Here is a 13,381-nt window from a genome sequence, read left to right as displayed (position 1 = left end):
AGGCTTTGAATTGAATCAAAACCTCTATCGGTACTCTAATCTATCTATGAGATTTTTAGAAGGATATTACTTATCCCACCATACTTTATTTGTCCAAGTATCTCCACCCATGTTTGAAATAGCTCCAGCTAATCCTTCAGGATTAGTAGTGCTTTCAGAAGCAGGATAAAGCTGTCTTGTTGGAATTTGACCACCTGAGAAATTACCAGTGTAGTTTATTGGAGTCAACGCTGGATATCCAGAACGCTTCCAGTTATTCCAAGATTCTACAAAGTTTGCCAAAAGGCTAGTTGTAGCCCAGATTTGCTCATTGATCATTTTTAATGAAGCAGCGGAGCTACTAGTATTCAAAGGATTTGCTGCTGCAAATGCTGCTGCGTCACCTGCTGAAACACTTCTACCACCAAATTTTCCAATAGTGATCAAGGCACCCTCTACACCAGCAGCATAATAAGCTGCAGCTGTGCCAGGAACGGTAAGTCCTCTTGCTGCTGCATCAGCCAATAACAATTGGATTTCAGCATAAGTCAAGATAAACACTGGCGCATTTCTATCTCTATAAATTGCAGTAGGTCTTGAATAAGCACCGATTGGAGCAAGATCATCACCAGATCCTGTTGGCCCTGGAAAATTAGGCTCTTTTGAAACGTCAGTTGCTCCACCTTTCAAGTCATATCCATTAGGTAATCCTATTTGCACACTTGGGTCACTGTTTCCAACTACATTTCCGTTTCTGTTTGCCGCAAGTCCAGCAGGTGGAACTTCAGCTACAATAGAAAGACGTGGGTCGTTAGTTGACTTCAAGAAATCGATCATTTTTTTGGACCAACGAACCTCGTAAACGTCATCAGTAACATTCAAGGCATTTGCACTTGAATTTGCATAACCGTTTCCTTGATCAGAGACCAAAACAGCTTCATCTGCTGGAGAAGTGAATACGCCACCAGCAAGAGCCTTAGTCACGTAAGTTTGTGCTGTGGATGGATCCACTTCTACCAATCTCATCGCCATTCTCAACATGATAGAATAACCAAGTTTTTTCCACTTGGCAATGTCACCACCGTATAGCACATCATTTCTAATTGCATCACTTCCTGAACCTAAAGTACTCAATGCTGTCTCCAATTCAGAAAGCATCATCATATAAGCTTCCGACTGAGAATCATATTTTGGTTGAGTAATACCTTCTTCAGCTCTTAAAGCCTCAGAATAAGGAAGATCACCATACACATCGGAAACGAATGACAAAGTCAATACTTTCCAGATTTGCCCTACCGCACTTAGGTTTGTAAAACCTTTTTGTTCAGCAAGCTTTTGCATTTGGTAAACTCTAGAAGATGCAGCAAAACCATCATTCCAAACACTTTGGATGTAACTGTTTGTACTTCCTGATGCTACATATTTATCCGCATTGGAATAGTAGTTGGCACCACCTGTAGAGGTAGAAGCCATAGCCTGAATCCACATACTTTGGAAAAGGATCGCGCCGGTGTAACCAGTCATCATATTACCATAGTTGTAAGAAACTGTAGGTAAAATCAAATTAGGGTCAAATACCTCACCGTCCGCACGGTTTGGATCTGTGTTGATTTCTTTGAAGTCTCCATCACAACTTGAAGCTGCTAAGAGTACGCCCGTAAGAAATATTGAAATATATTTTTTCATAGTTAGTTCAATTTGAAATTCAGGTTAAAACCAAAAGATCTGGTGCTTGGTAGGTTACCACCCTCAATACCGGTATAGTTGATATTGGATCCGAAGTTGGCTTCAGGGTCAATATTCTTAGCCTTACGCATCAAGAATCCGATATTTCTACCTACTAGAGACGCACTTAGCCCTTTCAAGATTGGGGTATTTCCAAACCATTTTGCTGGGAATGTATAACCTAAGGTCAATTGTCTCAATTTGATGAAATCACCATCTACAACTGAAGTACTGGTTACATTTTGAGCCAATGCTTTGTAATAATCTTCAGCATTTGCAGTTACACCACCGTTGGTAACACCAGACTCTCTACCTTCCAAAGTGATCTGATTTAAACCTCTGAATATTGAATAGAATTCAGTAGCAGAAAGCACCTTATTGCCATAGTTGTAATCAATCAAGAAAGAGAAAGAGATTCCCTTATAATTGAATTCGTTATTCCAACCACCATAAAGTGTAGGAAGAACAGTACCCATGTTGATTAATTCACCACGAACAGGAAGACCAGCTTCATTCACCTGAATGCTTCCATCGGCATTGTATGCATAGTCATAAGCTCTGATTTGTGGTCCTGGCTCTCCTACAACATAAGCAGTAATCGCATTTCCTAGAGTACCTCTATTTTGTCCTAAATTGATTGGATTGTTATTCGGATCAGTACTTAGAATTTCATTTTTCACCTTAGAAAGGTTGAAAGATGATTTCCAAATGAAATCTGGAGTTTGGATTGGAGTACCTGTTACTAATACCTCAATACCCTTATTGCTTGTAGAACCTGTTGCCACAACTGAGCTGTTGAAACCTGAAGTGATACTTAGGTTTGCATTCATAATCTCATTGTGAGTTTCTTTCTGATAATAAGCAATATCAAAACCTAATCTGTTGTTGAAAAAGCTTAGATCTGTACCAATTTCAAATTCACTGGTTGTAAAAGGCTTCAAATTTAAGTTAGGCAAAGAAGTTGGCGAAGAACCAGCTGGAACGCCATTATAAGAGTTAGCTGAATTATAATAGAAAGTACTTTGATATGCATCAAACGGCTCTCCACTAGTTACAGCATAAGATGCTCTTACTTTACCAAAATCAAGTGCAGGCATGTCGATCAACTGATCAAAAACAAATGCCGCTGCAATTGAAGGAGAGAAAATGCTATTGTTATCAGTAGGAAGCGTACTGTAGACATCATATCTACCTGTAGTAGTCAAAGTCAAGATATTATTGAATCCAAAACCTACTGAGTAGTAAGCTGATTGAACCTCACGCTCGTTATAGCCATAAGATCTAGAGAAATTCTCAACGTTGAATGGAGAATATAGATAAGGAAGAACAAATCTGCTTCCTCCTACTCCAACTGATTCAAATTTGTTGTTTCTTCTATTAGCACCAGCCAAAACATCAAGATTTAACTTACTAGTCAAATCAAAATTAGCTCCTAAAATACCATCAATGTTGGTTTCTGTTCTGCTTGATTGACCTCTACCGTTCAAGTTACCTTGTAGGTTAGCAGTATATGCTAGGCCTGTTGGATCAACACTGAAGAAATCATCATTAGAAGCATCATTACCCAATCGGACCATTGCATAGATATTCTTGGTGAAGCTATACTTCGTTGAAATAGCAGAGATTGTACGCTTTCTTCCCACATCATTAATACCTTGATTAACAATAAAATAAGGGTTAGTCACGTAGATATCATCACTAAATACTGTCTCAGCTCCTGTCACAGGATCATAACCTGGCGCAAAGATACTTTGACGAATATTCGGTGCTAGCAACAAGAAGTTATTAGGGTTCTTAGGACCATCACTTAGGTTTGGAATGTTAGTTGATTGCTGGTCAATGTAATTGATCATTGCAGTCACATTTAACTTGTCTGTGATATTTTGCTCCACATTTAAGTTCAAAGTCAAACGATCCACCCCAGAATTTGGAACAATTGATTTCGCATCCAAATTAGAAATAGACATTCTGAAAGAACCATCTTCTCCCAATCCTTTAGAGATTGCTACTGTATTGGTAAAGTTTGTTCCAGTTCTATAAAAATCAATGTATCTGTCGTTAGAAGGTGCATATGGATACTGATTTCCATCAAACCCAATTACATTTCCACCCATCTTCTCACCCCAAGCCAATCTGCCTGTGGTTTGAGCATCTGTAGCTGTAGCAGGTCTCTGTCCACCAGTACCTTGACCATAAGCTTCCTGAAAATCAGTAAAATCTACTGGGTTTTCAGCCATATAGTTCATGGTATAGTTTAAAGTCCAGTCTCCACCTTTTGCACCTTTTTTAGTAGTGATCAAGATTACACCATTAGATGCTCTTGAACCATAAAGCGCAGAGGCAGCTTGACCTTTCAAAACAGTCATTGTCTCGATATCATCAGGAGAAAGGTTACCGATACCGTCACCACCATCAGCTCCACCCCACTGTCCAGCAGAACCTCTTTGGGTGTTATCCATAGGAATACCGTTGATTACATATAAAGGTGAACCAGTACCACTGATACTTGGCAAACCTCTTAAAGTAATCTTTGAAGTTCCACCTGGACCAGAGCTAGTTCCTTTTACTACTAAACCAGCTACTCTACCTGCTAAAGAGTTTGCCACGTTTGTCTCCCGGGCAGTAGTTAAGGATTCACTTCCAACTTGGGTAACTGAGTATCCAAGTGTTTCTTTATCCTTACTAATACCTAAAGCTGTTACTACAACTTCTGAAAGTTCGCTGGCATCTTCTTCAAGATTTACGTTAAGCTCGGTCTTATTTCCTACTGGAAATTCTTGAGTTGCATACCCAATAAATGAAAAAACCAAAACCGAATTTGGCCCTACATTAATTGAATATTCACCATCCACATTTGTGGTGGTACCTGTTTGGTTCGTTTTGTCCAAAATTGTGACACCCGGCATGGGTAAACCATCGGGTGATGCTGTCACAACTCCTTTCAAAACCCTACTTTGACCTTGAGCCAGAGCTATCGCTCCAAGCGTCAAAACCAGAGTAAAAGCAATTGATAAAACTTTTCTCATAGTTGGTAATTAATGGTTAGAAATAATTGAGTTTGATTTAAAAGACTTAACAACCAGATCATATTAAAAATATTGTTTGGCAATCTCATCTTACCGTGATAAAACTTTTGTTTAAGAACACATTAGAAAGAATAATCTCCTAAAAGGATTCAATATGTGCTACAATTCTGTAAATCTAGAAAAATCAAAATTCATTCAAAAAAAATTAATTAATATTTTTATTCAAAACTCGAATAATTCTTCTATTTTTTTTTAAAAGTCAGATATCAATAGTCTTATTTTTACAATTAACCCGAAATCAAGAATAATATTTCGAGGATGATATATAATGATGAATAAAATTTCCCGTCCATTTTGGTAAGTTTCTTCATACTTTAAAATTCTAGGTAAATAAAAAAGCCTTCCAAAAAGGAAGGCTTTAACTTTTAGATAATACTTAGAGATTATCTCAAAAACAGCATTTCTCTATATTTAACTAATGGCCAAGACTCATCATCCACCAATAGCTCTAATTTATCTACGGCGTATCTGATCTTATCGAAATAAGCTTCTTTCACTTCCGTCTGATAGCCTTTAGCCATCTTCACGATATCTTCTTCTTTGTTCAACTTCTTACGAGCTTCAATCATCGCAGTGATGTTTGATTTCAAAGATTCGATATGCTTAGAAACTTCTTTAATTGTTTCTACCGCGGCAGTATGATCCAAACCTAGTCCTTTCAGACCATTTGCATTTTGGATAATCTTATTTTGATACAAAATCGCAGTAGGAATAATGTGATTCAAAGCTAAATCACCCATCACACGACCTTCGATCTGTACCTTTTTGATGAAGTTTTCAAGCATGATTTCGTGACGTGCATGAAGCTCTATATGATTCATCACATTGTGTCTTTCAAAAAGCTCTTTTGTAGACTTAGCAGAATAAACATCCAAAGCCAAAGGAGTAGATTTCAAGTTAGACAAACCTCTCTTCTCTGCTTCTTTAGCCCAAGCTTCAGAGTATCCATCTCCTTCGAATCTTACTTTCTTGCTATCCTTGATATATTTTCTCAATACATTCACGATAGCAATTTTCTTCTCTTTTCCTGCGCTCATTTCCTTTTCGATATCCTTTGCCATGTCAGTCAAGACATCAGCAACGATTACGTTCAAGGCAGTCATAGGACCAGCAACGTTAGCCTGAGAACCTACAGCACGGAATTCAAACTTATTTCCGGTAAATGCAAATGGCGAAGTTCTATTTCTATCAGTGTTGTCAAGGATGATTTCAGGAATCTTGGAGATACCTAACTTCATATACATGTTATCACCCTTCTCGATTTTGATATTTCCGTTTTTCTCAAGTTCATCCAAAACTTCAGTCAAGGTAGCACCCAAGAAAACAGAAATAATCGCTGGAGGAGCTTCGTTAGCACCCAATCTATGATCATTACCAGCTGAAGCGATACTTGCTCTCAACAAGTCAGAATAATCATAAACCGCCTTAATAGTAGCTACCAAGAAAGTCAGGAACTGAAGATTTTCTCTTGCTGAGTTGCTTGGTTGGAAAAGGTTAACACCAGTATCTGTGATCAAAGACCAGTTGTTATGCTTACCACTTCCGTTTACACCAGCGAATGGTTTTTCATGAAGAAGTACTTTAAGATCATGTCTTTCAGCAACTTTTTCCATCACGTCCATCAATAATTGGTTGTGATCTGTTGCTTTATTGATTTCCTCAAATAAAGGAGCTACTTCAAATTGACCTGGAGCAACCTCATTATGTCTTGTCATTACAGGAATACCCAACTTATGAGCTTCGATTTCAAAGTCAACCATGAAATCTTTTACTCTTGTAGGGATAGATCCGAAGTAATGATCATCCAATTGCTGACCTCTAGCAGGGCTATGACCAAAAACTGATCTTCCAGCCATTACCAAATCTGGTCTTGCTGCAAAAAGAGCTTTATCAATCACAAAATATTCCTGCTCAACACCTAATGAAGGAAATACTTTCTTCACATTTCTATCAAACAATTGGCAAATCTGGATGGCAGCCTCGTTGATTGCTTCCATGGATTTCAACAAAGGAGTCTTATAATCCAATGCTTCACCAGTGTAGGAAACAAAAATTGTAGGAATACAAAGTGTGTTTTCAAAGATGAAAATCGGAGAAGAAGGATCCCAAGCAGTATAACCTCTTGCTTCGAAAGTAGAACGGATACCACCGTTCGGGAAAGAAGAAGCATCAGGCTCTTGCTGTACCAATGCACTTCCTTTGAATTTTTCTAAACCACCTAATGCATCAAAAAATGAGTCATGCTTTTCGGCTGTTGAACCTGTTAAAGGCTGGAACCAGTGAGTGTAGTGTGTTACACCTTTGGCTAATGCCCAAGTTTTAACTGCAGATGCTACTTCTTCAGCTGTTGAAGTGTCGATTTTGGTTCCTTTATCAATGGCCTCCATGACCTTTTTGAAAACACTAGGAGCCAATGAAACCTTCATTTGAGCTGTTCCAAAAACGTTAGTTCCGAAATAATCGGAGATTTTGTTGGATGGTGCTTTAACAGTTACTCGCTGTCTAGCCTGCACCATTGACAAGGCTTGTTGTCTGAGTGTTGCCATTTCTACAATATGTGGTTTAAAATTTTATACACAAAAATAGAAAAATACTGATTCGAAAATGAAAATGGTCAGTTTTTGAAGTCATTTTTTAAAAAATTTACAGTTTTTTCAAAAAATCACGATGTATTTGACACCAAAACCGTAAAAAAACTGCATTTCAGTCTTCAAATTGGAAAATTGAAAACAAGCAGAGTTTAATTACCTTTGCAAACTAATTAAGAAGGAGCGTCATCGTGAAAAAGGTAGCATTCTATACACTGGGTTGTAAACTCAATTTCTCTGAAACATCTACTATCAGTAGACAATTTGAAGAGAAAGGGTATTTAAAAGTGGATTTTCAGGAAAATCCTGACATTTTCATTATCAACACCTGTTCTGTGACAGAAAATGCAGACAAGAAGTGTAAAAAGATTGTCAAAGAAGCTAAGAAGATTTCGCCTAATTCTTATGTGACCATCATCGGTTGTTACGCCCAACTGAAACCAAGAGAAATTTCAGAAATTGAAGGTGTGGATGCTGTCCTTGGAGCAGCAGAGAAATTTAGACTTATTGAGCTTTTGGATGATTTTGCTAAAGCCCAAGAAACGAAAGTTCTTGCTTCAGAAATTCAAGAAGCCACCACCTTTAATAATGCATACTCCATCAACGATAGAACCCGAACATTCTTGAAAGTTCAAGATGGCTGTAATTATGGCTGTGCTTTTTGTACCATCCCCTTAGCTCGTGGAAAAAGCCGAAGCAATACAATAGAAAGTGTATTGGCATCTGCTCGGGAAATCGCTGGAACCGATGTGAAGGAAATTGTTTTGACAGGAGTTAATATTGGTGATTTCGGAATTGTTGATGGCAAACGAAATGAAAAATTTGCTGACTTAGTTTACGCGCTAGATGAGGTAGAGGGAATTAGCCGCTTTAGAATCTCTTCTATCGAACCAAATCTCTTGACTAATGAGATTATCAGTTTTGCTGCCACCTCCAAAAGGTTTGTTCCGCACTTCCATATTCCTCTCCAATCTGGATCCAACACTATTCTTCGGAAAATGGGAAGAAGGTATCTAAGAGAACTTTATGAGGACCGAGTTTCCAAAATCAAAACTTTGATGCCTCATGCTTGTATCGGTGTGGACGTGATTGTAGGCTTCCCTGGTGAAACAGATGAGCTTTTTCTGGAAACTTATAATTTCTTGAATGAACTTCCGATTTCTTACCTCCATGTATTCACTTATTCGGAAAGAGCAAATACTCGAGCAGTAGAAATGGATGGAGTTGTTCCTATTAAAAAACGAAATGAACGCTCCAAAATGCTGCGAATTCTTTCCGAGAAGAAAAGAAGGAAGTTTTATGAGGAGAATCTAGGAAAAACTTTTACCGTCTTGTTTGAGGAAGATGTCGAAAATGGAAAAATGCATGGATTTACTGAAAACTATATCCGTGTAGCCGCTAAATACGACCCAGTGCTGATTAATGAAATGAAATTGGTGACTTTGGATCAAATTAATGAGCAAGGGAATGTAGAAGTTTTAGAACCAGAAATGGTCTACGAAAAGCACTAAACAATCTTAATCCTACTTTTGTAAATCAGCTTTATCTGTTCGAATTCAAAATTGAATAGATGAAGCTGATTTTTTTACTATTAATGCCCAGCAATTTTTCTAAATTCAGCCAAGCTAAAAATCATTTTTGTGAAAGGACCCGAAGTACTTCCCATACTAAAAGACGAGCCTTGGCTAGAAAAGTATGCTGCCAAAATTCAAAATCGGTTTGATAAGTTTCAATCTGCAAAAAAAGAAATTGAGCAGCATAGCGGTAGTATTTTAGAATATGCCCGAATCCATGAGTTTTATGGGATTCACTTCGAACCATTGAGAAATGGCTGGGTCTACCGAGAATGGGCTCCTGCTGCCGATGAACTTTATTTTTTTGGTGATTTCAACAATTGGGACAGACGCTCCCATCCAATGAAGAAAAATCCGAGGGGAGATTGGGAAATTTTCCTCCCTTTTGATCAATACAAAGATCGATTCTTACATGGCAGCAAAGTTAAAGTCCATGTGATTTCTCCAAAGAATGCACTTGATAGAATCCCTGTATATATAAGGAGAGTGGTTCAAGACGAAAAATCACATGATTTCGCCGGTCAGTTATGGTTTGGTGAAAAATTTAAATGGATGGATTCAGAATTCTCTGCCGCTAATAGCTTTAAGCAACCCCTGATTTATGAATGCCATGTTGGAATGGCGCAGGAAAAACTTGGAATCGGCACTTACAAGGAATTTGAGACGGAAATTCTACCAAGAATAAAAAAAGCGGGATACAATACGATTCAACTCATGGCCATCATGGAGCACCCCTATTATGGTTCTTTTGGGTACCATGTTTCCAACTTCTTTGCACCAACATCCCGTTTTGGAACACCTGAAGAGCTGAAGTCGCTCGTCGATAAAGCTCACGAAATGGGAATTGCAGTAATTATGGATATTGTCCATTCCCATGCTGTCAAAAATGTAAATGAAGGCATTAATGAATTTGATGGCAGCGATCATCAATATTTCCACCCTGGACCGAGAGGCTACCATGAAGGATGGGATTCCAAAGTTTTTGATTACAATAAACCCGAAGTCCAGCAGTTTTTGTTGAGTAACATCCGCTATTGGATGGAGGAGTTTCATATCGATGGATTCCGGTTTGATGGGGTCACATCGATCATGTATTTGCACCACGGGCTTTTCATGGATTTCGATAATGTAGATCTCTATTTTGACTCAAATATTGATGAGGAAGCCATCCTTTATCTCCAATTAGCCAACTCATTAATTCACCAACTTCAGCCAAATAGCCTTTCTATCGCTGAAGATGTGAGCGGCATGCCTGGATTATCGAGAAAAATCGAAGATGGAGGAATCGGATTTGATTTTAGAATGGCCATGGGAGTACCAGATTACTGGATCAAGACGCTGAAACATAAGCAAGATGAAGAATGGGATATGTTTGAGCTTTGGCACCAACTATCAAATCGCCCTATTAAAGAACGATCTATTGCTTATGCAGAAAGCCATGACCAAGCCCTAGTGGGTGATAAATCGCTTGCTTTCTGGCTGATGGATAAGGAGATGTATTTTAGCATGTCTTTGCTTCAGCAAAACCTAGTGGTGGATCGCGGTATTGCCCTGCATAAAATGATCCGAATGATCACATTCTCTTTGGGTGGTGAGGGTTATTTGAATTTTATTGGAAATGAATTTGGACATCCGGAATGGGTGGATTTCCCTAGAGAAGGGAATGATTGGAGCTATCAATACGCGCGAAGGCAATGGTCTTTGGTGGATGATCCATTACTGCGCTATGGTCAGTTGGGAGCATGGGATAAAGCAATGACAAGTTTAGGAACCAAGTATCAAGTCCTGGCGTCTAAACATGCGGTACAGCTTTATTTGGACCCCAATAAGAAAATCATTGCATATGAGCGGGCGAATTTGATTTTTGTTTTTTCTTTCCACCCTACAGAATCATTTTTCGGATTCCCAATCCATTTACCCAGTCCTGGTTCATATAAGATAATTTTGGATTCAGATGAGAAAGCTTTTGGTGGCTTTGAAAGATTGGATAAATCAGTCGAGTACTTCACTGATAAAGATCAAAATCTATTATTATATCTTCCAAACAGGACCATGCTAGTTCTGGAAAGACAATGATTGAAAGTTGAAAATCATTAATTCAATTTGTGCTTTTCTTTTAAAAAGGAAAGATCAATAAGGCATGTTGGCTCACTGTATTGAAATCCCTCCAGACCCTATTTAATTCTGTATGGGTTTTTGCTGCTTCTAAACCTGAAAAGGGATACATTCTTGAATTGATTTCTCTGCAAGTCTGAGTTAACTTTCTGGCAATCTTGCTAACTTTTTTAAGTGTTTTGCCACTGATTTCACCTTTCTCGGTCAGTTCTTGATAGGAACTATCCACTTGCTTATAAAACGCAATTTTGATTTTTTCCAACTTCTCTTTTTTATTCTCACTCAGCTTCTTGAAAAATTTTAGATGCTTTTTATCATACTTTCTGTATTCATGACGCTTCCAAAAAGAGTCTTCTATCAATTCAAATAAATGAAAAGAAATACCCAGAATATTAGCTGCAAGTGTGGCTTCTGCAAATTGCAAAAAGGGATATTGATAAATAGGATCTTCAACCTGGGCTTTTTCGGGGATAATCTCAAAACACTTTTCAAGTGAAACTTTCAGATTTTCAACTTTAAACGCATGGCTTCCAGTGGCAATCATACCCATATAATTCCAGCCATCTAAAATTGTCACATCCTTTCGATCGATCAGAAAAGCTTTGATAACTGGCTTCCCTTTTTTATCCAAAAGGGGAATTCCATTTTCCAAAATCTCACAATTTGCAGTAAAATGAGTGGCATGCAATGCTCCAGAAGCATAAGTCCAACTTCCTGAAATCTGGTGTTCTTGACCTACTTTATTCGCTTTTCCACCTACAAAACCACTTCCTGCCAGACATGAATCCTTTCTTTTAAAGACTTCCTCCCGCAGGTTTTCATCCATAAATCCGACAAACCATGCAGCTCCTGCACAAAGAGTTATTGTCCAACCCAGGCTCCCATCTATCCGAGCCAGATTTTCTTCAATTACAAGAGCATCTGTCAAATTACAACCTAAACCACCCAATTCCTTTGGTACAAAAAGTTTAAAGTACTTCTCTTTATAAATTGCCTGCAGCCACTCATCAGTCAGTTGACCTGACTTTTCCGCCAGAGCAGCTTGTTCTTGATTAAATATGGCTAACTGCTTCATTTTGTCTTTTTAGTTCTTTTTTCCAATCCAAATACCCAAAAATCGCAACGATAAATAGGAATAAAGTCAATAAGGATAAGAGGATGAGTTGTTTATGAAAAAGTAAAGGAATCGCCACCAAATTAGAAACGTTCAGCCAAATCCAATTCTCCAATTTCCTTTTTGCCAAAAGCCACATTCCTGCCCAAGCTGTAGAGGAAACAAAAGCATCTAAAACTGGTACATCCGAATCAGTGAATCTGGTCAGCATAAAATATAAAAATGCATAGCCACCGATAGCGATCATCCAAGTAATTTTCTTGTCCTTACTGGTGCTTTCAGAAATCTTTGGAGCCCCCATTTCCGACTTACTTTTCCAAATTGCCCAGCCATAAATACTCATGACCAAATAGTAGGCGTGGAGTAATGTTTCTGCATAAAGCTTTGCAACTATCAGCAGAAAAGAGGAGCATAAAATCCCAATAATTCCGGCAGGATAAAGCAAAACATTGTTCTTTCTAGCCAATAGAACCTCCGTCACACCAAATGTGACTGCGAGCCATTCGAGCACGCTTGTTTCTTGTATCTGCTTTACGAGCAGATCCATTCCAATTTTAATTTCCATTTGAATAATTTTTAAGTCATTATTCAAAAAAGGGAGAACAGTAATCTAATCCCTACGCCGGCATTACCCGGATCAGGTGCTCGATAATTGCTTATCGATGGGTATGATCTCAGCCCGAAATATTAGGGCACCCCTTAATTGAGACTACTAATATAGGGAATAAATAAGTTTTGAAAAGTTAAAAACAAACAAGGGAAGCCGATTTGACATTCTGAGGCAGAAAATTTAAAAAAGGAAAATTTTAAACAATCCGACTTCTAACTTGTTAAATAGTTATGAGTACTATCTTTAAACCAGAAGGAAGAATTAGCAGAAGAAAATATTTGGTGCTGTTTATGTTTTTTTACTTCACCAATATTTTAAGCTTGATGATGATGTGGCAAGCATACAATCAAGAAGCTTGGCCTACCTTCTTTTCTTTTTCAATAATATTAATAGCATCAATCATTGTTTTGCTGATTCAAGCTATCAAAAGGTTCCATGACATCGGAATGGATTGGAAATATGCTTTATACCTTTTGATCCCTCCCCCAGTCAATTTTATTGGCTTCATATGGCTGGCAGCAAAAAAAGGACAAGATGGTCCTAATGAATACGGCCCTGATCCTAGAAAAACAGATATTATATAAGACTAA

Annotated in this window: 8 protein-coding genes; 3 read left to right on the top strand and 5 right to left on the bottom strand. The window is 38.1% G+C overall.

The features are described 5' to 3' along the window. Positions 1 to 66 precede the first annotated feature (66 nt). The 3 genes from J0A69_RS09930 to J0A69_RS09920 all read right to left on the bottom strand — a co-directional run bounded on the left by J0A69_RS09930 (position 67) and on the right by J0A69_RS09920 (position 7,336). The gene (locus tag J0A69_RS09930; protein WP_206586403.1) at positions 67 to 1,665 is read right to left on the bottom strand and encodes a SusD/RagB family nutrient-binding outer membrane lipoprotein; all 1,599 of its coding nucleotides are present in this window, start codon (positions 1,663 to 1,665) and stop codon (positions 67 to 69) included. 2 nt (positions 1,666 to 1,667) lie between these two features. Beyond that, positions 1,668 to 4,730, bottom strand: a complete 3,063-nt coding sequence (locus tag J0A69_RS09925; protein WP_206586402.1) for a SusC/RagA family TonB-linked outer membrane protein — start codon at positions 4,728 to 4,730, stop codon at positions 1,668 to 1,670. Positions 4,731 to 5,173: 443 nt separating this feature from the next. Further along, positions 5,174 to 7,336, bottom strand: a complete 2,163-nt coding sequence (locus J0A69_RS09920) for a glutamine synthetase III family protein (RefSeq protein ID WP_206586401.1) — start codon at positions 7,334 to 7,336, stop codon at positions 5,174 to 5,176. A 233-nt stretch (positions 7,337 to 7,569) separates the two neighbouring features. Between J0A69_RS09920 and mtaB the strand changes: the two genes are divergently transcribed. After that, positions 7,570 to 8,889 carry a tRNA (N(6)-L-threonylcarbamoyladenosine(37)-C(2))-methylthiotransferase MtaB gene (mtaB, locus tag J0A69_RS09915; RefSeq protein ID WP_206586400.1) on the top strand — a complete coding sequence of 440 codons (1,320 nt, stop codon included), beginning with the start codon at positions 7,570 to 7,572 and terminating at the stop codon, positions 8,887 to 8,889. Between the two features lie 129 nt (positions 8,890 to 9,018). Beyond that, entirely contained in the window at positions 9,019 to 11,028 is a 2,010-nt protein-coding gene (locus J0A69_RS09910) for an alpha-amylase family glycosyl hydrolase (RefSeq protein WP_206586399.1), read from the top strand. A gap of 40 nt (positions 11,029 to 11,068) precedes the next feature. Here the strand turns inward: J0A69_RS09910 and J0A69_RS09905 are convergent, their stop codons facing one another. After that, entirely contained in the window at positions 11,069 to 12,142 is a 1,074-nt protein-coding gene (locus J0A69_RS09905) for an acyl-CoA dehydrogenase family protein (protein ID WP_206586398.1), read from the bottom strand. After that, positions 12,120 to 12,746: a nicotinamide riboside transporter PnuC gene (gene pnuC / locus J0A69_RS09900; protein ID WP_206586397.1), complete on the bottom strand. Its 627-nt coding sequence runs from the start codon at positions 12,744 to 12,746 to the stop codon at positions 12,120 to 12,122. The genes J0A69_RS09905 and pnuC overlap by 23 nt, the downstream gene beginning before the upstream one ends. A gap of 275 nt (positions 12,747 to 13,021) precedes the next feature. On the opposite strand from pnuC, the gene J0A69_RS09895 reads away from it, so the two are divergent. After that, positions 13,022 to 13,375, top strand: a complete 354-nt coding sequence (locus tag J0A69_RS09895) for a DUF805 domain-containing protein (protein WP_206586396.1) — start codon at positions 13,022 to 13,024, stop codon at positions 13,373 to 13,375. The last annotated feature ends 6 nt before the right edge of the window (positions 13,376 to 13,381 follow it).

Origin of the sequence: Algoriphagus pacificus, assembly GCF_017254845.1 — a bacterium.
Classification (GTDB): Bacteria; Bacteroidota; Bacteroidia; order Cytophagales; family Cyclobacteriaceae; genus Algoriphagus; species Algoriphagus pacificus.
This window is presented reverse-complemented; position numbering and strand designations above follow the sequence as displayed.